The organism is Mariniflexile ostreae, from assembly GCF_042427585.1.
GTDB lineage: Bacteria > Bacteroidota > Bacteroidia > Flavobacteriales > Flavobacteriaceae > Pseudalgibacter > Pseudalgibacter ostreae.
The window spans coordinates 98,471-123,376 of record NZ_JBHMFC010000009.1 but is presented as its reverse complement, the minus strand read 5'-3'; the positions used below and the strand labels follow the sequence as shown (position 1 = coordinate 123,376).

Here is a 24,906-nt window from a genome sequence, read left to right as displayed (position 1 = left end):
TGTCCATTTGTAGTTTTTTGTAAAAAACAACTTATTCTGTGCCTGGTTGTGAAGGGATTCTATTTTGGGATAACTTTAATTTTACGATAATCCAAAATTGATTTTCAACATTTGTTGTGGGTTGAGATAAGTCAAGCAGCAGGTTTAAATTACGTTGAAAATGTTTGAATGCTTCACTGGTCTTATCCGATATAGGGCAATATGCCATACCCCATTCTGGGAAAAACCTTTTACTTGAATACCCTTTTGAAATCAACACTAAGTCGGTATGCCTTTTGTCTGCAAGTAAGGTTTTATAAAGGGTTTCTATTTTAAATTTATCACCTTCTAAAATTTGGATAAAGGTGTTTTCGATAAACACTAAACAGCCCGTTAAACCTTGCGATTGGTTGCTTTTTGTAGAAATATTTAAAATATCGCTGATATCTTTTTGAGAAATATTTTGATTGGCTTTTGAGTAATAAGTGAGTTGATACATAGCGTTTAATTGTATTGAAAGGGTTTATTTAAGTTCAACTATTTCTAACCCTATCAATTTTGTTAAACATAGCTATTTTTTAGTTCGAGGTTAATAATTTATTATGGTTATTAGAAAGCTTTTTTATTATAATTTATTAATAATAAAAAAGCTATAAAAATAAATCACAGATTAGAGTTCCTTTAACGTAACGCGAACACTGTCGGGTACTAATTTGGTGTAATCTCCATTATTTCTAATAACATCTCTCACGATAGATGATGCAATATAAGAGGTTCTTGCAGAGGTTAGAAGGAATACGGTTTCAATAGGTGCTAAATCTCTATTGGTATGAGCAATGGCTTTTTCAAACTCAAAATCGGCAGGATTTCTTAGTCCACGTAAAATAAATGCAACCTCGTTTTCTTTGCAGAAATCTACTGTCAAGCCCTTATAGGATACTACTTTAATTTTAGGCTCGTCGGCAAAAGTATTTTTAATAAAATTGATGCGTTCTTCTAAAGAGAACATGTATTTTTTATCAGCATTAATACCAATGGCCACTATAATTTCATCAAAAAGCGTAACACCTCGTTTTATAATGTCGTAGTGTCCTAATGTTATAGGGTCGAAAGATCCAGGAAATATGGCTCGTTTCATTGTTTATTTAATTTTATCATCATTGCCTTTATATTTTCCTCAAGGTTACATACGAATCGAAAATTCATTATCGAATGGTAAATACCAAAGATAGACAATAATTTATAATTTTATTATTATGAGCAATGCGGTCTAAAAATATTTTAAATAATTACAACATAATACATTAGATTAGCATTAATAAATTGGTTGACCAGAGTGGAAAACCAAACAAACCAAACATTTAAAACATAATATTATGAAACTAAACATTTTAAGAGTGTCTGCTATAATGCTTTTTTTTATGAGCTGTAGTACCGAAAATGATTCCAATTTAACTACAGAGGTATTACCAGAACAAGAGGTTTTATTGGAAGAGGAAGACGTGTTGGCAAGAGCATCGACAGGGCGTTTTGATTTTGCTGATTTCGACGGGGAAACCACTTATGCTGGTGCTGGAGGAAGTATAAGTAGTAGAGCGTATTTCAATCCTACAACTACTGATAATCAATTCTACTTTGATGTAAACTCATCAGGACAAAGGGTGTTTAAATGTAATCAAGAGAAAAGTCATAGAACAGAAATAAAAGAAAAATCTGGGAAAGAATCGGCTTTAACAACCTCTAAAGATATGGAGTATATAGGTAAGTTAGAGAACATTCCTAATTTAGGAGTTACCGTAGGGCAAGTACATAATAGGGGGACAGGTGTAAACCGTCCTTTAATAAGGGTTTATGTGGAAAACGGAAAGTTTTATATAAAAACAACAACCAATAATCCTACTTTAGCTACAGGTACTTACTCGACTATCACAGGGCCAAATTATACATCAGGCTCTACTTTTACTTTAAGAATTAGATTTAGTGGAGGGAATGCTTTGGTAAATATTACCACAACCAGCGGTAGTAGTGCATCTACTATTACACCTACACCTAATTGGGACGGCGTAAAAACTAAATATTATCTAAAAGCAGGCGTATATACTGAAGGGAATGATAAAGACCCTAAATTAACTATGTTTGGTTTTGATAAATAATAGCTTTTACTTAGCTTAATATAAAAGATAAACTGCTCAGTATTTCTGAGCAGTTTTTTTTATACCCAAATTGGTTTTTATCTTAGAGCTTCTAATTAAGCTATTAGAGGACTTCTAAAAATATATAGTTTAATATTATAGAATAAAGTATAATACGGTGTCGTTAGAATGGGGGGCAGCTAATTTTTTAAAGATTCTTGAATAGCATTGTCAAACAAATCAGCCAACGGGATATTTGCGGCGGCGGCTTGTTGTGGTAAAATGCTTGCTCGAGTTAAACCTGGTACTGTATTTACTTCTAACAAATAAGGCTCTCCATTTTTAAAAATATATTCGCTTCTAGAAAATCCGGTCAGTTTTAGCACGTCGTAAACTTTTTTAGCTACCATACGTACTTTTTTTTCTTGCGCATCGGTCAATCTGGCAGGGGTTATTTCTTGCGATTTTCCTAAGTATTTTGCTTCATAATCAAAAAAATCATTTTCACTAACGATTTCTGTAATAGGCAGTACTTTTGTCTCTCCTTTGTAGTTGATAACTCCTACAGAAACCTCGGTGCCATCTAAAAAAGACTCAATAATAATTTCATCATCTTCTTTAAAAGCTACCTTTATAGCGTTTTGTAAGTCTTCTTTTTTATGTACTTTAGTTATTCCAAAGCTACTTCCCGCTTTGTTCGCTTTTACAAAACAAGGAAGTCCTACTTTTTGGATAATGGCATCTTCATGGATACTGTCTCCTAAATTTATATAATAAGAGTCGGCTGTTTTAATACCATAAGGTTTTAAAATGCTTAGACAGTCTCGTTTGTTAAACGTAATAGATGCTTGATACATACCGCAGCTGGTATGGGGCATGTTCAATAAAGCAAAATAGCCTTGCATAAAACCATCTTCTCCCGGCGAGCCATGAATGGCGTTAAAAACACAGTCGAAGGTGATTTTAGATTGATTTATTGTAATCGAGAAATCATTTTTGTCCACAGGAAATTCCTTATTCTGTGTGTCAACATATACCCATTTGTCTTTAAAAATATGGATGCGGAAGGCCACGTACTTGGAAGTATCTAGCGTTTCAAAAACAACTTGTCCACTAGTTAAAGATATTTGATATTCATTGGAATACCCTCCCATGATGATGGCAATATTTTTTTTCATTAATTGTTTTTTTTATATAGTTGATTATGGAAAAATTTTGCATTCTTTTGCTGTATGTTAAGAGAACAAAAAATCCTTTAATAAAGTGATTATTTAAATCTAAAACCAACAATAAAATGTATCTTTTGCAAATAATATAAGCCAAGCTAAATTATCACATAAATTGCGAAACAAAAAACAGTTCTGTTTTTATATATTTGCCATATCGAAATTTCTATAAATGAGCATCATTAAATTTTTTTTTAGCAAAACATTTTTAAAACAAATTGTATTGGCTGTTGTGGCCATAGTGGTTATTTGTTTTTTACTTCTAAAGTGGTTGAGGGTTTCTACCAATCATGGGGAATTTGAAACCGTGCCCAGTTTAACAGGAAAGTCTTTAAATGTAGCACAAATAGAGTTGAAAGAGAATAACCTAGTACTTCAAGTACAGGACTCTGCTAATTTCAACCCTGATTACCCTAAATTTTCGGTAATAGAACAGGATCCTGTTGCTGGTGCCAAGGTTAAAAAAGACAGAAAAATTTATGTTACTTTGAACCCATCGGGTTATAGGAAAATTTTAGTTCCAGATTTAAAAGAGCAAACCTTTCGGCAAGCTAAGCCCACACTAGAAGCGTTAGGCTTTACGTTGGGTAAATTAACCTATGTTGATAATATAGGTAAAGATATGGTGCTAAAAATGGAATATCAAGGGAAAACAATAGCACCTGGTGATATGTTACCTAAAACAACAAAAATAGATTTAGTACTTGGCAATGGCAATAGGCTAGAATAACATATGGACGACTACACACCACATTTACAGGAAGAAGAAGACGAAAGTGATTTATACGAACATTATGCGTTCCTTGTAGACAAAGGGCAAGCCCCTTTACGTATTGATAAATATTTGATGAATCGCATAGAGAATGCGACGCGGAACAAAATCCAGGCCGGTGCTAAAAATGGAAGCATTTTTGTAAATGATATCCCTGTAAAGTCTAATTATAAGGTTAAACCCTTTGATGCGATTCGTGTGTTGTTTACACATCCTCCACATGAAAATTTATTGGTGGGCGAAGCAATTGATATTGACGTTGTTTATGAAGATGACGACCTGTTGGTTGTTAATAAACCCGCAGGTATGGTGGTACACCCAGGGCATGGCAATTATTCTGGTACATTAATTAATGCCCTTATTTATAGGTTTGATAACCTTCCAAACAATTCCAGTGAACGTCCCGGATTGGTACATCGTATAGATAAAGATACTAGCGGTCTTTTAGTGGTGGCGAAAACCGAGAAAGCTATGGCGCATTTATCTTTACAATTTGCTGAAAAAACCAGTGAGCGCGAATATGTAGCCCTTGTTTGGGGGCATATAGAAGAGGAGGAGGGCACCATAGAGGGGCATATAGGTAGGCATCCCAAAAACAGATTACAGAATACTGTTTTTCTGAATGATGAAATTGAGAAAGGTAAGCCAGCTATAACACATTATAAAGTTTTGGAACGTTTGGGGTATGTTACTCTAGTATCATGTAGGCTTGAAACAGGTCGTACCCATCAAATACGGGTGCATATGAAACATATTGGGCACACCTTGTTTAATGATGAACGTTATGGTGGAGAAAAAATATTAAAAGGCACTACGTTTACTAAATACAAGCAGTTTGTAGATAATTGTTTTAAAATATTGCCTAGGCAAGCTTTACACGCTAGAACATTAGGTTTTAAACATCCTAAAACAAACGAGTTTATGCGTTTCGAAAGTGAAATTCCACAGGATATGAAACTGTGTATTGAGAAATGGCAAAACTATGCTAAGCATCAAGACATGGAAGATTAGAGGTATTTCTAGTCTTCTATTCATGCTGTTGGCACGTTGCTACTATATTAGTGGTTTTTAAAATAAGCGTTTGTTAGCCAGTGTTTTATGCCCACATTGTATGTGGGTGTACTTTTAATAGCGTGTGGATTGTCTATTACTTTTTTAATTTCTCTCTTCTCTACGCTTCTTTTTGTATTGTTCAAATAATTTTCTGTTGAAATCGTCTTCGACTAGTTTAAGCAGTAGTATTTTTTTTGGCGACAAGACTTTTCGTAATTTCAAAATAAACTCTGTACGTGCTTTATATAGCTTGTTTTCTGCGTCTACCAATTCGTCTAATAAAGCTTTTGCCTTAGCCTCGTCTAACGTATTGATATTGTTTTTAATGGTATGCCGCAAGCTTTTTATATCTTTAAATTTTATTTTTGCGTAATGGCTATCGTAAGTGTTGTAAATAGGCCAAAACTCTTGCGCTTCCTGTTCCGATAAGTCTAGTTTTTCAGTTATAAAAGCCACTTTTAGAGCTTTTATTTGTTCTCGATTCCCTTGTGCAAAAACTGAAACAGAAGCGAAGAGAAGCAGTATTATAAATATGTTTTTTTTCATGTCTACTTAAGTTTATTCTATTAGTAAATCTTCAATATCCGTGTGGTCTAATAAATAGATTTCTATGCTATTTTCATTTATTTTTAAGTTATAATCAGAAAAGTCTGTACTTCCAAGGGTAGACGCTATTTCATAAGATCCAATATCTTCATTTATTAAGTAATTTTCAACCGTATCAGAATCTAAGTTGTCCCACGCTGATGTTTCAGGAAAAGAAAAAGTAAACCATAATAAAATAGCAGCTGCAATGCTCGATATGTAAACGATATGGCGTGTGTTAAAGTGCTTTATTACTTTAGTTTTATGATGCCCTTTAACTTGATCCATTATTTGATTTTCTAATGTGTCAAAATAAGATGTAGGGACTTTAAACCCAGTTTGTCCAGAATTATTACTGGTTTTAGCCTGTTTGAAGATATTGCTTTCGAAATTTTCGAAATAGTTATTCGGGGTCTTAAATCCAGGCTTTTTTATGTTAGATAAATTATTTTTCATTTTATTTTCCATTAACCTAAACGCTTCATTGTTATATATAGGTCTTATTATTAAGACTTTAAATAGTTATAAAGGTTTAATGGTTTCTTAAATAGTCTTCAATCTTCTTTGTGGCTATATGGTAGGATGCTTTTAAAGCGCCTTCACTTGTTTCTAGGATTTCAGACATGTCTTTATATTTTATATCTTCAAAATATTTCATATTGAATACGAGCTGTTGTTTTTCTGGTAATGTCGCAATGGCCTTTTGCAATTTCATTTGGATGTCGTCACCCTCAAAATAAACATCAGATGTTAGATTGTCTATAGCAAGTTGCTGAACTTCTTCATTGGTTATCTGCAAGCGCTTTGCTTTTTTTCCAATAAAGGTTAGGGATTCGTTGGTTGCAATGCGATACATCCATGAAAACAGTTTGCTGTCGCCTTTAAAACCATTAATGTTTCTGTAGACTTTTACAAAAGTATTTTGGAGCACGTCGTCGGCATCATCATGTGATTTTACCATATTTCGAATATGCCAATACAAACGCTCTTTGTAAAGCACTAGTAGTTCTTTGAATGCGGCGTCTTTATTGATGTTTGATTTGAGGCGCTCTATAAGTCCAGATTCATCACTCAAGTTATTCGATTTTATATGTATTAGACTTTAATATATAGCGAAAGTTTAATCGAAATATATGTTTATTATATAGAAAAAGCAAGAAATATAAATTGTTTAAAATCACTATTTTATATTTTTGAAAGCCGATGAAATGCATTTTAAACACGATAAAATGCATTTTTTCTTGTTTGTTATGGTTTTATGAGTTATGTTTGTTCTAACGAAACCTACTTAAGTTGTTAGTCTTCCCCAAGTCTAACTAAGAACGGAAAAAGGATAGAAGCCCAAATCTCTATCCTTTTTTATTTTAACACAACACGTGTTATTATGCTTATTATTCAAAACTTTGCATGTCTACCAACTTATTGTACACGCCTTTTTTAGCGATAAGGTCTTGGTGCGTGCCTTGTTCTACAATTTTGCCTTTATGCAGCACGACAATCTCATCTGCATTTTGAATGGTTGACAATCTATGGGCTATAATAATAGATGTTCTGTTTTTCATCATGTTTTCCAGAGCGACCTGAACTAAGCGCTCACTTTCCGTATCTAGAGCAGAGGTCGCTTCATCTAAAACCATAATGGGCGGACTTTTAAGCACTGCTCGAGCAATACTTAATCGTTGTTTTTGGCCGCCAGAAAGTTTATTTCCAGAGTCTCCTATATTGGTATGGATGCCTAATGGTAGGTTTTTTACAAATTCCCAGGCATTGGCAACTTTTAAGGCTTCAATCACCTCGTCGTCTGTAGCATTTTCTTTTCCAATACTAATGTTATTTTTAATGGTATCGTTAAATAGAATTGAATCTTGGGTAACCAAGCCCACTAAGTTTCTTAAGGAGTGTTTGGTCATGTTTCTGATGTCTTCTCCATCTACGGTAATGCTTCCTTCTGTAACATCGTAAAAGCGAGTAACCAAATTGGCGATAGTGCTTTTACCACTGCCCGACTGTCCAACCAGAGCAATACTTTTTCCTTTAGGGACCGTTATAGAAAAGTTTTTGAGAACAAGTTCATCGTCGTATTTAAACGAAACATTGCTTAATTTTATTTCCTTTTCAAAATGCTCTTTAACAAGGGCATTTGGTTTATCGTCAAGCGGACTTTTGGTTTCTAAGATTTCCAAAACACGCTCTGCGGCTGCATTACCTCTTTTAACGCTATATGCAGCCTTACTAATGGCCTTTGCGGGGGTTAAGATTTGATAGGCTAATGCCATAAATCCAATAAAAGCACCGCCAGATAATGTTTTGTCTATTAATACCATACTGCCACCAAACCATAGGAGCACTGCAATAGTTACAATGCCCAGGAACTCGCTGGTGGGTGATGCTAAATTTTGGCGATGTGCCAATTGATTAGAAAATTGAAAAAAGCGATAGGTAGATTGATTGAATTTGGAAATGAAATTCGTTTCAGAATTAAACCCTTTTATAATCTTCATGCCCCCGAGTGTTTCTTCTAAAGTGGAAAGAAAAATACCTTGCTCTTTTTGCACATTTTCGGAGTGTTTTTTGAGCTGTTTACCAATAGCTGAAATAATAAATCCAGAAATAGGGATAAACAAGAACACAAAAATAGTAAGCTCAACACTGGTTAAGAACATGGCGATAATGGCGAAAATAATCGTTAATGGTTCCTTTACAATCAGTTCTAGAATAGATAAAAAAGAATTTTGGACCTCATTGACATCACCAGAAATTCTTGCAATAATATCTCCTTTACGTTTTTCTGAAAAGAAAGCAATGGGAAGCCTGAGTGTTTTCTCGTAAATCTTATTTCTTAAATCTTTTAACATACCGTTTCTTAGATAGGTGATGTAGTAAAGACCCATATAATTAAAAAAGTTTTTAAGTAAAAAAAGTGAAATAATGATAATAACCATTAGGGCCAATGTAGCGCTTGGGCCATCAACTTCTAGTTTGTTGGTTACGAAAAAGTTAAAATATTCTATAATATTCTCTTTATTGAAATAGTCTCCTAATGTTTCAAAACTGGGCTTTGTGTAGCTTTTTTCTGTCTCATTAAACAGTATGTTTATCATAGGCATAAGTGATACCATAGCTAGGGTACCAAATAATGCATAAAACACATTGGCAATGATGTTTAAAATTGCGAATCTTTTATAGGGTAACGCAAATTTTAAAATTTTTTTTATATAATTCATTAATTAGATGAGCTTCATGTCTTTTAAAATAGCATCAGCCTTGGTATCAAGTAACGCTTCGGTTTGCTTAAATTCTTCTGTAGTTTTCAAAGCGGTGTTAACACTTACATAGAATTTTATTTTTGGTTCTGTTCCACTTGGTCTTAAAGCAATTTGGCTGCCATCTTCAGTATGATAAATCAATACGTTAGATTTTGGCATGTCTATTTTACTTTCTTCTTTAGTGCTCATGTTTTTGGAAAGAGACAATTCGTAATCGTCAATTTTCACCACTTTAGAGCCATTAATCTCTTTAAGCGGGTTTTCTCGAGCGTCACTCATCATTTGGGTAATTTCCTGTGCGCCTTCGATTCCTTTTTTGGTTAACGATATAAGTTTTTCTTTGTAAAAGCCGTGAGTTGTATAGAGCGTGATCAACTCGTCGTAGAAAGAACTTCCGTTAGCTTTTGATATTGCTGCAATTTCACAGGCCAATAGGGTAGAGGTTACTGCATCTTTATCGCGTACAAAGTCACCAACCATAAAACCAAAGCTTTCTTCTCCACCACCAATGAAATCCAATTCAGGGAAATCTTTTATCAATTTCGCAATCCATTTAAAACCAGTTAACACTATTTTGCTTTCAACGCCATATGATTTTGATAGTTTGCCCAACATTGGTGTAGACACAATTGTTGAGGCAATAAACTCTTTTCCTTTTATCTTGTTTTCATCCTTCCATTGTTTTAATAGAAAATTAACCATCATGAGCATGGTTTGGTTTCCGTTAAGCAGCTGCAATTTATTTTCAGAATTTCGAACAGCCACACCCAGCCTGTCGGAATCAGGGTCTGTACCAATAACAATATCTGCATTTACACTTTCTGCCAGTTCCAAGGCCATTTTTAAAGCGGCAGGTTCTTCTGGGTTTGGCGATTGTACCGTGGGAAAGTCGCCATTAGGGACTTCTTGTTCTTTTACAATATGCACGTTTTTATAACCTGCCCGTTTTAAGGTTTCAGGAACGGCAGTAATAGATGTGCCGTGAAGCGATGTAAACACAATGGTAAGGTTGTCTTTGGCTTTTTGTGTTGCCCCTACAGAGCCGTTTTCTACACAGGCATCAATAAAGGCTTGGTCTACATCTTTTCCGATATAATGGATTAAATCATTATTGGCTTCAAATTTTATTTTAGAATAATCCAATGCGTTTATTAAATTGATGACGCCTTCATCATGCGGGGGCACCAATTGTCCGCCATCTTGCCAATAAACTTTGTAGCCGTTATATTCTGGTGGATTGTGAGAGGCTGTTAAAACGATACCGCAATGGCAGTCTAGGTGCCGTACTGCGAACGATAATTCTGGGGTGGTCCGTAAATCCTCAAACAGATAAACATTAATCCCATTTGCGGAGAATACATCGGCAACTAATTTGGCTAAAGTTTTACTATTGTGCCTACAATCATAAGCAATCACGGCTTTTAAGGGCTCGTTTGGAAAAGATTTATGTAAATAATCACTTAAGCCTTGTGTACTTTTGCCTAATGTGTATTTGTTTATCCTGTTTGTACCAACTCCCATGATACCGCGCATGCCTCCTGTTCCAAACTCTAAGTCTTTATAAAAGCTTTCTTGGATTTCTTTAGGGGTGTTGGCAATGCTGTTTTTGATAAAAGCCTGAGTGTCCTCATCAAAAGTAGGGGTTAACCACGTATTAATACGGTCTAAAATTTTTGGTTCGATGTGTATCATGTTTTAAATGTGTTTAAAAGGTCTATATTTTGAAAAGGATAATCCTTATAAAGTTAATATTTTGAACCGAATGACACGGTTTTAAGTTTATTATTTAAAAATTTAATTCATCTTTAATTAAGTAGCGTTTTTTATCCTGTTTTGTTCTCAGGATAATTTCACCTAAAAAACCAGCAACAAAAAACTGTGTTCCAATAATCATGGTAGAAAGCGCTATGTAAAATTGAGGGCGTTGGGTTATAAGTCTGCCAGCAGGGTTTAGAAATGCTTTGTCTACACCAAGGTACACGGAAAAGCCAAAACCTATTGCAAACATGATAAATCCTAAAGCTCCAAATAAATGCATAGGGCGTCTGCCAAAACGAGATAAAAACCAAATGGTGATTAAATCTAAAAATCCGTGAACAAAACGATCCATTCCAAATTTAGTTACACCGTATTTTCGTGCTTGGTGCAGGACTATTTTTTCTGAAATTTTTGTAAACCCCGCATTTTTAGCAAGTACAGGAATGTATCGGTGCATTTCACCATATACATCAATGTTTTTTATGACTTCTTTTTTATAAGCTTTAAGTCCGCAGTTAAAATCGTTTAATTTAACACCAGATGTTTTTCTTGCGGCCCAATTAAAGAGCTTAGATGGCAGGTTTTTAGAAATCACAGAATCGTAGCGCTTCTTTTTCCATCCAGATACCAAATCGAGTCCTTCCTTAGAGATCATATGGTATAATTCTGGAATTTCGTCTGGGCTATCTTGTAAGTCTGCATCCATAGTGATTACTACGTCTCCTTGCGCTTTTTCAAATCCAGCATGTAAGGCTTGCGATTTCCCGAAGTTTTTAAAAAAATGAATCCCTTTTACGTGCACGTCTTTTAAAGATAAATTTGAGATTATTTCCCATGATTTATCTGTGCTACCGTCATCAATAAAAATGATTTCATATGAAAAACGATTGGATTGCATAACTTTTGCAATCCAATCATATAATTCTTTTAAGGAGTCTTCTTCGTTAAGTAGTGGAATAACTACAGATATATTCATGTATCTTACTTGTAAATTCTTTTCAAAAATACAGAATTTTTTTAAGCCTGACTAGTCTTCTTTTTTCATTATTACCCCCCCTACTAAAGAATATAGGAGTCCGAAAATAGCGCTTAAGGCTACCCAAATCGCCGAACCAATTAATGGATTTTGAAATTTTTTCATCATTTCCATTTGTTTTTCAACCATTTCAGGACTTATACTTTGATTTTCTAACATCTTTTCACCGATTCTTTCCGTTAGTTGCGATGCAAATTGAGGATCGATGATATAATGGAATATCAAACCATAAACAACATTTACAAGGGCACTGATAACCGCTATGGTAACGCCTATTTTTAAAGCCTCGGACAAGGTAAGGAGCCCTGCGTTCTGTTTTTTGTAAGCGCTTATAACATAGAGGATTACAATAGGGAAGATGATGTAGTATATATAATTGGGCCATTGTACAGCCTCAATAGCCATGCCTGTGGCATATGTAATTATGGTAATTAACATCATGACAGCCCCTAAAATGAGTCCGTAATTGGTGGCGAATTTTCCTGGGGAAAGCGATTGTGAAGGCATAATTATCGGTATTTATTAGTATAGAATACTTGATTAATAAGCAAAATTAGTAAAACAGAGTATTAAAAGTAAAATAAAAAACAAAAAGTATTGCCTTATTACAAAAATTACTTAAATTTGCACTTCGAAAATTGAAAAGAATAAAAAGCATTACGCGATGAAAAAAGGTATCCACCCAGAAAATTATAGGTTAGTAGCATTTAAAGATATGTCTAACGAAGATGTTTTTTTAACAAAATCTACTGCAAAAACCAGTGAGACTATTGAAGTTGATGGTGTAGAGTATCCAGTGGTTAAAATGGAGATTTCACGAACATCTCATCCATTTTATACTGGAAAATCTAAATTGATTGATACAGCTGGTCGTATTGATAAGTTTAAAAACAAATATGCTAAATTTAAAAAATAACTTTAGTAAATAATATATATTTGAAGCCTTCAAGATAATCTTGAAGGCTTTTTTGATTTTCTGTTCATTTTTACTTTTGAATTGATAAACAAAAAGTTCTAATCTAGAGAGCAACTTTAAATTTTTTTATGAATTATATCTTGTTTGATGGCCCTTACCGTGATAACCTGTTACCATTTACCTTTACTAGGCCTGTTGCCGATATAAGGATTGGTATTCTTACGATTCGCGAAAAATGGGAGACTTTTTTAGAATCTACAACCACGACCGTAACGGAAGACTATTTGTCTGATAAGTACCCTATGGTGGAGATGGAGGAGAACATTATGATAAACGCTTCCTGTATCCCTAATCTGGAATTGGCAGAGTTGATTATGGGGTTAAAAGAAAACCAAGCTGTTTTCCAAGCAGATGAGGTGATTGCTTTTTTTTCTAAAGACACACAGGATGCTATCGATTTTGATGCTTATGAGATTATCGAGTTCAAGAATGATATTCTAAAAATAGAAAACACTTGGGATATCTTTTCTAAAAATGCAAAAGTAATTCAAACCGATTTTAATTTGATTACGAAAGGGAGAATATCGGAACCTATTCCTGCAAGTAACAACGTAATTGCACCCGAGAACATATTCATTGAACCAGGTGCTAAATTAGAGTTTGTAACTTTAAATGCGTCTGAAGGTCCTATTTACATAGGCAAAAATTCAGAAATCATGGAGGGAACTCTCGTAAGAGGGCCTCTAGCGCTATGTGAAAACTCTCTTATAAGATTAGGCACCAAGGTGTATGGCGCTACTACAATCGGACCCTACTCTAAAGTTGGAGGTGAAATTAATAATACTGTTATTTTTGAGAACTCTAATAAAAGTCATGATGGCTATTTAGGTAATTCTGTTTTAGGTGAATGGTGCAATTTAGGAGCAGATACCAACAGTTCAAATTTAAAAAACAATTATGCCGAGGTTCGCTTGTGGAATTATAATACGGAAGGTTTTGCAAGAACAGGCTTGCAATTCTGTGGGTTGATGATGGGCGATCACAGTAAATGTGGTATCAATACCATGTTTAATACGGGGACAGTAGTAGGGGTAAGCGCTAATATTTATGGAAGTGGATATCCCAGAAACTTTGTTCCTAGTTTTAGTTGGGGCGGCAGTAGCGGTTTTTCAACTTATTTATTACAAAAAGCTATTGATGTAGCAAGAGCTGTTATGGCTAGACATAATGAAGAACTTAGTCCACAAGACGAGGCTATATTGGGACACGTCTTTGAAGAGACTAAAAAATTTAGACGATAAAAATTAGTCTAGACTGTGGGGCTTTTTATGTTATCAGTCCTTCTGCTATTTTTACGATATCTGATTATAATGTTGTACAAGCCTCCTCTTTTGGAGGTTTTTTTATGTCTTCCATATTTTAAACACTTGGATATCTATAAGGAGAATATGAAAGCAAAATACGCTTTCTATAGAGATAAGAAAGGACACTTAATATTTATACGTTATAGAGGTAAAGGGAGTCTTTTAAAAAAAGAGTTTTTCTTAAAAGACTTCATATAAGAATAATTTAAGATTCGTGAATCTTTTCTTTACTTTTGCGGCAACCTACAATTATATTATTGCCCCAAAACGATTAAAATGTTACATGTTTTAAAGAATGAAAAAAAGTTTACTTTACTTTTTTTTGTAATACTTACTATAGATATTTTAGTGAAGCTAAAGTGTCCTGAATTTCCTTATAGATTTATATCCAAGCCTCCTATAGTGTTGTCCCTGTTCATTTACTATTATCTAAATAATACAGAGATTGATAAAGAAAAGAAGAAATTTGTTTTTTGGGGCTTATTGAGTTTTTTAATAGGAACGATACTCATTATAAATGACACCAACATGTTTTATTTTGGAGCAAGCCTCCTTTTTTTTTCGCTCGCTAAATTATTTTTAAGTCTGAAATTCTCTCATAAATCCGATTTTGAGGTTTCTAAACTAATTCCTTTTTCTATAATTATTTTTATATATACGGTTTGGATGGTATGCTTTCTGTATGATAGTTTAGGAGGTTTTTTTATACCCGCCTTACTTAGCTTTTTTTTATCACTATTGCTTTTTCAATTTGCATTTATAAGAAGCAGCTTGGTAGATAAATGTAGTTATGTCTATGTGCTTGTTGGTGTTATTTTGTATTTGTTTTCGGAAAGCATGATGGTTATAAAAATATTTAAGACAGATTTGCCACTTCAGGACCCTTTGATCATGATCTTTTATAGCGTAGCCATGTATCTTATAACCATTGGCCTTGTAAAGGAGAAAAAGATAAAACGTATGGATTTTTATTCTTAATAGGGTTTAAAGCTGTACACTAATATGTCCTTTCTTTTTTAACCCATTTCAAATCTAATAAATTAACAGGATTAATACCTAATCCACTTACGTTTTTCCCTGTAAAGCGAACCACTTCGTCATAAAAAAGTGGTGCAATAGGGGTTTGCTGCATGATTAGACTATCCATTTGAGAGTATAGCAAGGCCCTTTTTTTTAAATCGGTTTCTGTAAATGCGTGTTCGTACCAGGTGTCAAACTGTTTGTTCTTAAAATGGGAGTAGTTTGGGCCATTGGGAGCGAAATTTTTACTGTAATATAAAGACAGGTAGTTTTCTGCATCGGGGTAGTCGGCTATCCAACTGGCTCGAAACATATCTAATTTTCCATTAGCTTTTGCGTCTTTTAAGGTGGCTGGGGGTATGACGTCTATATTAACTGCTAATCCTGTTTTTTGGAGTTCCCGTTGTATAAATTCACAAAAACTCAAATAATTACTAGTGGTAGTAAGGTGTATTGTAGGGGTCTGGTTTCCGGTCTCTTTTTTAAATTGGGCCACTAATTGTTTTGCTTTTTCGGGCCGATAAGTGAAGCCAATAGCTTTGTTAAACCCAGGCAGTCCTTTCGGTATAAAACCTCCCTCTGCCGGTATGCCCACACCATTTCGTAAATAAACCATCATTTTTTTTCTGTCAAAACCATAGTTTACGGCTTTCCTCAATAATTCTGATTGTATTTCAGGAACTTTAGAATCCATATAAAAAGCCAAATATTCGGTATTTAGATAGGGACCTCGAATCATATTTTTAGTTTTGGCATATTGAGGTCTTAACTTGCCATTTGCCGTTAAAATCTCATCCTTGTAAGAGGCATCCAATCCCGAAACAAAATCGATATTCCCTTGAGAAAACTGTAAAAACTCACTTTGTTTATCGGGTAAAAAAGTTATGGCTATGGCTTCCAAATATGGTAAGGGCCGGCCTTTTAAATCCTGTTCAAAATAGCGCTTGTTTTTTCTAAACACCAATTTGATGTTTTCTTCCCATCGTTTAAATTTGAAAGGTCCTGTACCAATGGGATTAGACCTGAAATCAGCCCCATAATGCGTAACAACTTCTTTAGGAACCACCGAGCAATACTTCATTGTGAGTAATCCTAAAAATGCTGGAAAGGCTTGTTTTAATTGAATTTGAAAGAGCGTGTCGTTTACGGCATGGAAATTAGCGACCTTACTTAAAACCCAGCTTCCTGGAGACGCTATTTGCTTGTCAAGCAACCGATTTAAACTATATACAAAATCGGAAGCTTTTACTGTTCTGGTAGCTTCTTTACCAAACACTTTGTGCTTGTGGAAAAAAACGTCCTGCCTAAGTGAAAAAGAATAGGTGAGTCCGTCTTCAGAAACCTTCCAGCTTTTAGCAATAGAAGGCTGTACGTTAAGGTTTTCATCCATTTGAACCAATCCATTGAATAATTGGTTGGTGGCCCATATATCGGCCAAATCTTTTGAAAAAGCAGGGTCTAACGATCCAATATTTTTGTGCTCATTATATCGAAAAACCAAATGGCTCTTATCCGAATTTACCTTATTTCTACAAGAAAAAAATAATAAAGCTATACAACCAATTGATAAATAACTAATTATTTGGGCTGAAAACGGTTTTATCATATAAGTTATTAGTTGTAAATTTGCAGACTTAATTCCTGTAAAACGGGAATTTTTAGAATGTAAATATAAAGAGATTTCGGATGGCATGGAAATGAAAATAAAAATGAATAAAAAAGTCGCATTTTATACCTTAGGCTGCAAATTAAATTTTTCAGAAACCTCGACCATTGCCAGGAACTTTACAGATGAAGGTTTTGATCGGGTGGATTTTTCTGAAAATGCAGACATCTACGTTATCAATACATGTTCTGTAACCGAAAATGCTGATAAACGTTTTAAAAGCATTGTAAAACAGGCGCAAAAAGCAAACCCGAAAGCGTTTGTTGCTGCTGTAGGCTGCTATGCTCAGCTAAAGCCCCAAGAACTGGCGGATGTTAATGGCGTGGATTTGGTGCTTGGTGCAACAGAGAAATTTAAGATTACTGATTATTTAAATGATCTTTCGAAGAATGATTTTGGAGAAGTGCATTCCTGTGAAATTGAAGAAGCCGATTTTTATGTGGGCAGTTACTCGATAGGTGATAGAACGCGTGCATTTTTAAAGGTGCAAGATGGTTGCGATTATAAGTGTACTTACTGCACGATACCTTTGGCTCGTGGTATTTCTAGAAGTGATACTATGGAAAGTGTAATAGCGAATGCTAGGGAAATCTCTTCGCAAAACATAAAAGAGATTGTATTAACGGGAGTTAATATAGGCGATTATGGTAAAGGGGAATTTGGAAATAAAAAACATGAACATACGTTTTTAGATTTAGTAAGGGAATTGGATAAAGTGGAAGGTATTGAAAGGCTTCGGATTTCTTCCATTGAGCCTAATTTATTAAAAAATGAAACCATCGATTTGGTGTCAAAATCTAGAGCTTTTGTGCCGCACTTCCATATTCCTTTGCAGAGTGGCAATAATGAGATTCTTAAAAAGATGAAACGGCGTTACATGCGGGAGCTGTATGCCGATAGAGTGGCCAAAATAAAAGACGTAATGCCACATGCCTGTATTGGCGTAGACGTGATTGTTGGGTTCCCTGGGGAGACGGATGCCCATTTTTTAGAAACCTATAACTTTGTAAATGCGTTGGATATTTCATATTTACACGTGTTTACCTATTCGGAACGAGATAATACCGAGGCTGTTGAAATGGAGGGCGTTGTGCCTGGAAACATACGGAGTAAGCGAAGTAAGATGCTCCGTGGGCTATCCGTAAAAAAGCGTCGTGCTTTTTATGAAAGCCAGTTGGGCACCACTAGAACGGTTTTGTTTGAAAGTGAGAATAAAGAAGGTTTTATACATGGGTTTACGGAAAACTATGTAAAAGTAAAAACGCCGTGGAATCCAGAATATGTAAACACCTTACATCCAGTTGTGTTGACAGAAATTGATGCCGATGGCTTGGTGAGATTTGAATTTGTAAAGGAATTTGCAACATAAACCAAAAAAAAACTGAAGCGTGAAACTTCAGTTTTTTTTATTTTATATCTTAAGGGAGATGCCTAAAGCAAGCGAGGGTTATAGGAAATCATATTCTTACCCCAACAGGAAGCATGCGTTTATACTTTCTGTTGCTTCTTACAAATTTAGCTATTACAGGGCATGTAGGCATAACACTTAAATTACGCTCTTCAATTTGTTCGAAAACAAGCGTTAAAAACTCTTTACTAAACGCTTCATTATTAATTTCCTCTGGAATGATAAGTTTTGTTAAAAATATCTTTCGCTCCTGTAACGAGTACTCAATTTTAGCTAAATGTTCGTCTATTTTAATCTCAAATTGACGTAAAAAATCATTGTCTATTAATTCAGCAGCTTCAAACATGGCATTTTGTTTTATTTTTTAAGGAACCTTTAAAATAGTGAGCACTATTCTATAACTTTGTGCAAAAGTACGAAAAAAAATTGTTATAATAAAGTTAATAGAAGCATAATACCTTATGATTCAGCCGTTAATACATGTTTATTTCATGCCCGGAATGGCCGCAAGTCCAAGGATATTTGAACACATCAAATTGCCTAAAGACCAATTCCAAATTCATTTATTGGAGTGGTTAATCCCCAATAGCAATGAGACTATCGAAGCATATGCTTCACGAATGCTAAGCCATGTAACGCATAATAATGTGGTGTTGGTAGGGGTTTCTTTTGGTGGCATTGTAGTACAGGAAATGAGCAAACAGATTAAAGTGCGAAATCTGATAATTATTTCTAGTGTTAAAACCATGCACGAGTTACCTAAAAGAATGAGGCTTGCTAAAATAACAAAAGCATATAAATTGCTGCCCACCCAGTTAGTAAACAATATGGACACTTTGGCTAAATATGCTTTTGGAAAAAATGTTATGAAACGATTAGATTTATACCAAAAATATTTATCGGTTCCAGATGCTAAATATTTGAATTGGGCTATTGAAAAAGTGGTGTGTTGGGAACAGGAAAATGTGATTCCCAATATCATCCATATTCATGGCGAAAACGATTTTGTGTTTCCTATAAAACATATTTCAAATTGCATCACCTTAAAAAATGCAACGCACATTATGATTATCAGTAAATACAAATGGTTCAATGCCAATTTACCTCGTATTATTTTAGAAAACTAAACAAAATAGTATACCTTTATTAAAAAAAAAATTGAATGATGAAGACCATTGAAAGAACGCTTGTGTTTGTAGGATTATTAAGTTTATCTGCCTTGTTTATTTATGCGCTACAAGATGCGCCCACAGATGAGAATTTTGAAAAAAAACTGATAAATGGCTACAATGTATATGCCTTGCAAGTGCCCCAAGATTTAAATTTTGCGGGTGAGCCAGTACCTTTAAAAGACCCAGATGTTTACGAGCGTATGGATAGAGAATTATTGGTAAATACATATTGGCAATCCAATGGTTTGTTAATGTTTAAACGCGCTAAAAAATACTTCCCTACTATAGAGCCTATTTTAAAAAAATATGGAGTTCCAGATGATTTTAAATACTTGGCTGTTATTGAAAGTGGTTTGGTAAATGTGGTATCGCCTGCTGGAGCAAGAGGGGTTTGGCAAATTATGCCTGCTACCGCTAAGGAGAATGGTTTAGAAGTTAATGATAACGTTGATGAACGTTACCATCTTGAAAAATCGACAGAGGTTGCATGTAAGTATTTATTAAAATCTAAAAGAGAACTTGGGTCATGGACATTGGCAGCTGCTGCTTATAATGCTGGGAATTATGGTATTTCAAGACGCTTAAAAGAGCAACGTGTAACAGATTATTACGATTTGTTACTTGGAGAAGAAACGGGGCGCTATATGTTTCGTATTGTTGCTTTAAAGGAAATTCTAAGCAATCCGGATACTTATGGCTTTAATTTTAGAGAAAAAGACCTTTATAGTGATGTACCTACCTATACCGTTAGTTTAGATACAGCAGTAACCGATTTTTCTAAATTTGCTCAAAATTTCGGTATCAATTACAAAATTTTGAAAATCCATAACCCTTGGTTGCGTGAACCGCACTTAATTAACAAATCAAGAAAAAAATACGATATTAGTATCCCAAAAGCGGGTTATTATCAATAATCGCTATAATATATTTTATAAAGCAGAACGGGGTGATGCATATCTAAACGCTAAGATAAATCCTGTTAAGCTTTTGTGTATTAGTGAACATGCGCTAATATAGAAGCTAATGGTTGTTTCCATTATTGAAAACGGCAATGTGCTGTGATTTAAATTGAGAAGCGCTATTGAATAGTCCAAGAGTATATGAAATTATACGTTTAAAGCAGGTCAAATAGAAACGGAGGTATTCGTTTTATTATAATAAAAACGTGGTCAGGGTCTAGTTGGCTTGTTTTATGATGATGTAGGCCGTAAGGTTTCGTTTAAAATGAAACGAATGCTAGATAAAAGTGTCGTTCAGCATTTTTTTCCTTCTCATTTCTGTATGCATGTTTTAGTAAACGAACTAGAAGATGAATGATGCCGTAACCTTTGTGAAATAACGTTTATCGATAGCGTGAATCTTACCGATGCATACGATATAAATGAGTTGCTGATGATACATTATCAAGAGTAGGGAGTTCCATTATAGATTACAGTAGTTTTAACCTTAATTTTGAAAGCCATGCTTTTATTTATGATCAGAATAAAGTCAAAACCTTAAAACAACATGTTTAGAAGATTTAGAACTAGTGACTTTATAATCCGTGATTAGCGGTAAAACAGGTTCAAATATAAAACGTAAATTCAAGCAGCCAAAGTCTAAAGTACGATGCTTGAATTTACGTTTTGTATTTATGGTCTATCTTCTTTTGTAAGAGCGCTTACTTTAGCGTGGGTTTAGAGCTTTTTTTTCTTTTTCTTTTTTTTCAGCTTATGGATCCAAATAATAGTGCCCGTTACCGGAAGACTAGTGGCTATCAAGCAAGCTAAAAAATAAATAATCTTAGAGAACTGGCCATAAATTTCACCTGTATGCAAAGGTTTTATTAAGGCGGCTACTCTCACGTTTAATGGCTTTTCTTTAAACCATTCTACAGCTAAAACAGTTCCGTTAAGGCTCATATAGAGATTGTCGCGTGTTACTGGAGACCAGTTGTTATCATTTGATTTTCTAAACGTATAGTAATTGTTTTTTTTGTTAGGAAAAGAAACAGACAGCTCGCCAGGATAGTTTAAAGTGGTGTTTGCAATGGCCAAAGCTTCGTCAATAGAAATTATATCGTTTTCAGCGGTTTTGGGTATTTCAAATTCTGTTGAGGTTCTATCGAATATTTTTGTGCCCATTATACGTCCTAATAAGTCTTTATAGCCTTCAAAAGACCAACATAATCCTGTAATTCCCATAATTAAGATAAAAACACAAGCATAAAAACCTAAAGTATTATGTAAATCATGGTTAATTCGTTTCCAGTTGGCATTGGTTTTTATTTTAAAACCATGTTTAACGGTTTTCCATTTTATTTTTTTTGGAAACCATAATACGATTCCAGAAATGGCAAGAACCAGAAAAATAATAGTTGCAATTCCTACTATAGGTCTGCCTACAGCAATATCTAAAAGTAGCCACCTGTGCAATTTGAACATGCTCATCATAAAAGCATCTGCACGGGTTTTTTCAACGCTATGGACGCTCGAGGTATAGGGGTTCACTAGAACTTGCGAGCCTCGACGTTCCTTTAAATCTTTCTTAACAGAGAATTCATAAGGCACATCGGTATTTGATGGCAATGTTAAGCCTGTAATATAGCCTTGATTGGATTGTTCTAAGGTCTGGATCAAGCTCGCAACAGATGCTTTTTCAGAAACAGAGGCATCTATAGCGACTTTATCAGTAAATAAAGCTTTTATTTCATCATCAAAAGTTAAAATAGTGCCACTAAAACAGACCAAAAAAAGGACGATACCACTGGCCAGTCCAAGCCATAGATGAATATCATTTATAAATTTTCTTAGGCTATAATTGTTTTTTTTCATATGAATTTTATTTTTTTTTACCATAAAAACATGTCGTTGCTTTATAGTATGCTTATATGGTCTATTAGGTACTCGCTAGAATTTATAGGTTAGTACCCCAGCAAAATTTCTCGGGTCTGTTTGGTTGATATAACTGGTACGGTAAGCATTGTATCCTATTTCGTTAAACACATTGTTCAGTAAGAACCTGAGGTGCCAGTGCGTGGTAAATTGATATGCCGCTTGTAAATTTACTTGAGTATAAGCCCCAACATTAAATGGCTTTTGATTAGGCACAATACCTTCATGGGTTACAGGTCCTGCGCTCCAATCATTTATGGGGCGTTCTCCAGTAAAGTAGATACCAGCACCTAAGGATAGGCCTTCCAGGTTGTTTTTAAACTTATAATTGGCGTAGGCATTATAGGTGTGCTTTGGTGTGTTTAGTGGGGCAGATCCATATACATAAGAGCTATGTTCTTTATATTGTGCATCTATATAGGAGTATCCAGCAATAAGTTCTAAATTATTTAAAACCCGTCCGATAAGCTCAACTTCAATGCCTTTACGTTCGTCATTACCACCTTTTTCATAATATCCCGTAGCAATCCAATTAGCGTCGTAAACCGGTAGGTTAATATCTTTATTGTTGATTTTAAAGAAGGTGAAGTTAAATCTTAAACGACTGTCTAGCCAATTGGTTTTTATGCCTGTTTCAAATTGATCAAAGCGTTCATTGCCCAATGGATTTCCATTGATATCCAATCGGGTTCCAGTTCTAGGGTAAGAGCTGTTGGTGTAAGATGCAAAAACATTAATATTTTCAATAGGAGTTAAGATAATGCCTGCTAAAGGGTTAAAAGCATCACTTTCTGTCGTTTCTGTTGCAGTTGAGGTTTGTGTTTTACTGTACCGAAATCCTAAAAAGGTTTTTAACCAAGAGTTAAATGTTATCACATCTTGTGCCACTACCCCTAATGCCCTAGATGCTGACCCAGATTCGGCTTGGGGTCCAAAGGCTAAATTGCCAGGCAATATTCTAGTATTAGCGTTAAAGACATCTATAACATCTACATTGGAAATGCTTTGGCTTGTGGTGTTAAAGCTTGTGTTTCTATAATCAAAACCCACTTGGAAGGTGTGCAAAATGCTGCCAGTTTGAAGGTTATCTCCAACTAAATCAATTTGAAGAACGCTATTGTCATCATTTCTGGTAGAGATCGAATAGCCCCGATTCCGTTGGTTGTATATTGGGTCTCCAAACCCATCCTCTATAACGGTTCCCATACTAGCTCCTTTATCATCTAATTCTAAACTAGATTTGTATAAGGCCGCTTTTAAGCTTAATTTATCGCTTAAATTATGATTAAACCTAACCGAATAGGTCGCATTATGAGTTAGAGACTTATCATTTTCAAAACCTAAGAAGCGATCATAAGGCAAATTGTAAATAGCATTGACGTCATTTTCACCTAAATTTACAGTACCCACATCTGGCGTTCTACTATCATCAAAATAATCCATTTCTAGGGTTAGGGTGGTTTTCTCATCCAGTTTCCATTCCAAGGAAGGATTGATGTAAAAACGATCGGATGTTATACCTGCTCTATAACCATCGGCACGTTCTAAAGCACCATTGATTCTAAAGGCTAGGTTGTCTGTTTTTAAAACAGGTCCATAAACGTCAAAAGTGGTTCGGGCTTGTCCATAGCTACCGATGCGAAGTGAAGCGTTTCCACCAGAATAATATTTGGGTGTTTTCGTTACAATATTTATAACGCCCCCGGGGCTTCCTAGGTCTGTTGCAACACCTTGTGTGATAGATGCAGCGCCCTTTAACACTTGAATATTGTCTACGCCTTGCATATCGGTTAAGATACCTGTGCCTCTAAAATCGGAATGGACACGAACACCGTTTTTTAATATCGGAATTCCTCTAAATCCACGAGACGACATGCTTTCTCTTTTATTGCCATACGTTGCAAACGTATACACTCCAGGCACGTTTTTTGTAGCGTCTGAAATGCTAAGGTTTCCCTGTTGTTCAATAACTTTTTCCGATATGATAGAAATGCTTTGTATTTGTTCATATGGTGCTAGGGGCAATCGGGTAAGTGCTTCAATTTTATCCGGATGTTTGTGTCGGTTTCCGAAAAGTTCGATTTCGTCTAATAGCGAATCGCTAATAAGGTTAAACGATAGGGCAATGGTTTCGTCGTTTTTCAAAAGAACACTCTTAACAGTAGATTTATATCCTACGGCAGATACTTGGATGTTGTAATGTCCTGACGAAATATTTGTAAACTCAAAATAGCCTTGTTCGTTTGCGTAGGTTCCTTTTGTAGACCCTTCCATTATTATAGTAGCAAAGGGTACGGCTTCTTTATTTTCGTTTGTAATGGTACCTGTTATTTTGGATTGTGAAAATGTTAATTGAACCGCCAAAACCAAAAGTAAACTTAGCTTTTTATACATGATATTATAAGTGCAAATTATTTAGATTGAATTTAAATAGTTTGCAAATATAAAAATGAAAATGAAAAATTCAAATCTTATTTAGACCAAATACAAATAATAAATTCTGATGCTTTGATATTTAGCAGGATGGGGATATCTCTAAAATGCCTTTTAAAAGAAAGGCCATACTGATTTTAATAGCCCATTGAAAAGTTGATAAACAAAAAAACCTCAGTTTTTTCACCGAGGTTGCTACTTGTAAAATCCTTATGGTATTTAATTCCAGAAGGTTATGAGAAAGGCA

At 34.7% G+C, this 24,906-nt stretch carries 23 protein-coding genes; 9 read left to right on the top strand and 14 right to left on the bottom strand.

Annotated features, from left to right (window positions below; translation table 11 throughout):
• Positions 1-31 precede the first annotated feature (31 nt).
• Positions 32-478 carry a BLUF domain-containing protein gene (locus ACFFU9_RS03240; protein WP_379859932.1) on the bottom strand — a complete coding sequence of 149 codons (447 nt, stop codon included), beginning with the start codon at positions 476-478 and terminating at the stop codon, positions 32-34.
• A 171-nt stretch (positions 479-649) separates the two neighbouring features.
• A complete protein-coding gene (gene coaD / locus ACFFU9_RS03235; RefSeq protein ID WP_379859931.1) occupies positions 650-1,117 on the bottom strand; it encodes a pantetheine-phosphate adenylyltransferase in 468 nt (155 codons plus the stop codon).
• A 238-nt stretch (positions 1,118-1,355) separates the two neighbouring features.
• Between coaD and ACFFU9_RS03230 the strand changes: the two genes are divergently transcribed.
• A complete protein-coding gene (locus ACFFU9_RS03230; protein WP_379859930.1) occupies positions 1,356-2,132 on the top strand; it encodes a polysaccharide lyase family 7 protein in 777 nt (258 codons plus the stop codon).
• A gap of 179 nt (positions 2,133-2,311) precedes the next feature.
• Here ACFFU9_RS03230 and ACFFU9_RS03225 read toward each other — a convergent pair whose 3' ends face one another.
• Entirely contained in the window at positions 2,312-3,289 is a 978-nt protein-coding gene (locus tag ACFFU9_RS03225; RefSeq protein ID WP_379859929.1) for a D-alanine--D-alanine ligase, read from the bottom strand.
• A 220-nt stretch (positions 3,290-3,509) separates the two neighbouring features.
• On the opposite strand from ACFFU9_RS03225, the gene ACFFU9_RS03220 reads away from it, so the two are divergent.
• Positions 3,510-4,067, top strand: coding sequence for a PASTA domain-containing protein (locus ACFFU9_RS03220; protein WP_379859928.1), 558 nt, complete (start codon positions 3,510-3,512; stop codon positions 4,065-4,067).
• 3 nt (positions 4,068-4,070) lie between these two features.
• The gene (locus ACFFU9_RS03215; RefSeq protein ID WP_379859927.1) at positions 4,071-5,120 is read left to right on the top strand and encodes an RluA family pseudouridine synthase; all 1,050 of its coding nucleotides are present in this window, start codon (positions 4,071-4,073) and stop codon (positions 5,118-5,120) included.
• Between the two features lie 144 nt (positions 5,121-5,264).
• Here ACFFU9_RS03215 and ACFFU9_RS03210 read toward each other — a convergent pair whose 3' ends face one another.
• From ACFFU9_RS03210 to ACFFU9_RS03180, 7 genes are all read right to left on the bottom strand, one after another.
• On the bottom strand, positions 5,265-5,708 hold the full coding sequence (locus ACFFU9_RS03210) for a Spy/CpxP family protein refolding chaperone (RefSeq protein WP_379859926.1): 444 nt from the start codon (positions 5,706-5,708) through the stop codon (positions 5,265-5,267).
• Positions 5,709-5,720: 12 nt separating this feature from the next.
• Positions 5,721-6,203, bottom strand: coding sequence for a hypothetical protein (locus ACFFU9_RS03205; RefSeq protein ID WP_379859925.1), 483 nt, complete (start codon positions 6,201-6,203; stop codon positions 5,721-5,723).
• Positions 6,204-6,279: 76 nt separating this feature from the next.
• On the bottom strand, positions 6,280-6,822 hold the full coding sequence (locus tag ACFFU9_RS03200) for an RNA polymerase sigma factor (RefSeq protein WP_379859924.1): 543 nt from the start codon (positions 6,820-6,822) through the stop codon (positions 6,280-6,282).
• 316 nt (positions 6,823-7,138) lie between these two features.
• Positions 7,139-8,971 (bottom strand): ABC transporter ATP-binding protein, encoded by a 1,833-nt coding sequence (locus tag ACFFU9_RS03195; RefSeq protein ID WP_379859923.1) that lies wholly within the window; start codon positions 8,969-8,971, stop codon positions 7,139-7,141.
• 3 nt (positions 8,972-8,974) lie between these two features.
• Positions 8,975-10,705 carry a phospho-sugar mutase gene (locus tag ACFFU9_RS03190; RefSeq protein ID WP_379859922.1) on the bottom strand — a complete coding sequence of 577 codons (1,731 nt, stop codon included), beginning with the start codon at positions 10,703-10,705 and terminating at the stop codon, positions 8,975-8,977.
• A gap of 94 nt (positions 10,706-10,799) precedes the next feature.
• Entirely contained in the window at positions 10,800-11,747 is a 948-nt protein-coding gene (locus ACFFU9_RS03185) for a glycosyltransferase family 2 protein (RefSeq protein ID WP_379859921.1), read from the bottom strand.
• A 51-nt stretch (positions 11,748-11,798) separates the two neighbouring features.
• Positions 11,799-12,314 carry a DUF4199 domain-containing protein gene (locus ACFFU9_RS03180; protein ID WP_379859920.1) on the bottom strand — a complete coding sequence of 172 codons (516 nt, stop codon included), beginning with the start codon at positions 12,312-12,314 and terminating at the stop codon, positions 11,799-11,801.
• Positions 12,315-12,471: 157 nt separating this feature from the next.
• Between ACFFU9_RS03180 and ACFFU9_RS03175 the strand changes: the two genes are divergently transcribed.
• From ACFFU9_RS03175 to ACFFU9_RS03165, 3 genes are all read left to right on the top strand, one after another.
• On the top strand, positions 12,472-12,723 hold the full coding sequence (locus ACFFU9_RS03175) for a type B 50S ribosomal protein L31 (protein ID WP_379859919.1): 252 nt from the start codon (positions 12,472-12,474) through the stop codon (positions 12,721-12,723).
• A 128-nt stretch (positions 12,724-12,851) separates the two neighbouring features.
• A complete protein-coding gene (locus ACFFU9_RS03170; RefSeq protein WP_379859918.1) occupies positions 12,852-14,024 on the top strand; it encodes a GlmU family protein in 1,173 nt (390 codons plus the stop codon).
• Between the two features lie 339 nt (positions 14,025-14,363).
• Positions 14,364-15,065 (top strand): lysoplasmalogenase family protein, encoded by a 702-nt coding sequence (locus ACFFU9_RS03165; protein WP_379859917.1) that lies wholly within the window; start codon positions 14,364-14,366, stop codon positions 15,063-15,065.
• A gap of 19 nt (positions 15,066-15,084) precedes the next feature.
• Here ACFFU9_RS03165 and ACFFU9_RS03160 read toward each other — a convergent pair whose 3' ends face one another.
• Positions 15,085-16,713 carry an ABC transporter substrate-binding protein gene (locus tag ACFFU9_RS03160; RefSeq protein WP_379859916.1) on the bottom strand — a complete coding sequence of 543 codons (1,629 nt, stop codon included), beginning with the start codon at positions 16,711-16,713 and terminating at the stop codon, positions 15,085-15,087.
• A 103-nt stretch (positions 16,714-16,816) separates the two neighbouring features.
• Here ACFFU9_RS03160 and mtaB point away from each other — a divergent pair, with 103 nt between their 5' ends.
• Positions 16,817-18,142 (top strand): tRNA (N(6)-L-threonylcarbamoyladenosine(37)-C(2))-methylthiotransferase MtaB, encoded by a 1,326-nt coding sequence (gene mtaB / locus ACFFU9_RS03155; protein WP_379859915.1) that lies wholly within the window; start codon positions 16,817-16,819, stop codon positions 18,140-18,142.
• Positions 18,143-18,230: 88 nt separating this feature from the next.
• Here the strand turns inward: mtaB and ACFFU9_RS03150 are convergent, their stop codons facing one another.
• Positions 18,231-18,527, bottom strand: a complete 297-nt coding sequence (locus tag ACFFU9_RS03150; protein WP_379859914.1) for an N-acetyltransferase — start codon at positions 18,525-18,527, stop codon at positions 18,231-18,233.
• Between the two features lie 115 nt (positions 18,528-18,642).
• On the opposite strand from ACFFU9_RS03150, the gene ACFFU9_RS03145 reads away from it, so the two are divergent.
• Positions 18,643-19,308 (top strand): alpha/beta fold hydrolase, encoded by a 666-nt coding sequence (locus ACFFU9_RS03145; RefSeq protein WP_379859913.1) that lies wholly within the window; start codon positions 18,643-18,645, stop codon positions 19,306-19,308.
• Positions 19,309-19,346: 38 nt separating this feature from the next.
• Positions 19,347-20,267 (top strand): lytic transglycosylase domain-containing protein, encoded by a 921-nt coding sequence (locus ACFFU9_RS03140; RefSeq protein WP_379859957.1) that lies wholly within the window; start codon positions 19,347-19,349, stop codon positions 20,265-20,267.
• Positions 20,268-21,029: 762 nt separating this feature from the next.
• On the opposite strand, the gene ACFFU9_RS03135 is transcribed toward ACFFU9_RS03140, so the two are convergent.
• Both ACFFU9_RS03135 and ACFFU9_RS03130 read right to left on the bottom strand, forming a co-directional pair.
• Complete coding sequence (locus tag ACFFU9_RS03135) at positions 21,030-22,166, bottom strand: PepSY-associated TM helix domain-containing protein (RefSeq protein WP_379859912.1); 1,137 nt, start codon at positions 22,164-22,166, stop codon at positions 21,030-21,032.
• Positions 22,167-22,241: 75 nt separating this feature from the next.
• The gene (locus ACFFU9_RS03130) at positions 22,242-24,620 is read right to left on the bottom strand and encodes a TonB-dependent siderophore receptor (RefSeq protein ID WP_379859911.1); all 2,379 of its coding nucleotides are present in this window, start codon (positions 24,618-24,620) and stop codon (positions 22,242-22,244) included.
• Positions 24,621-24,906 lie beyond the last annotated feature (286 nt).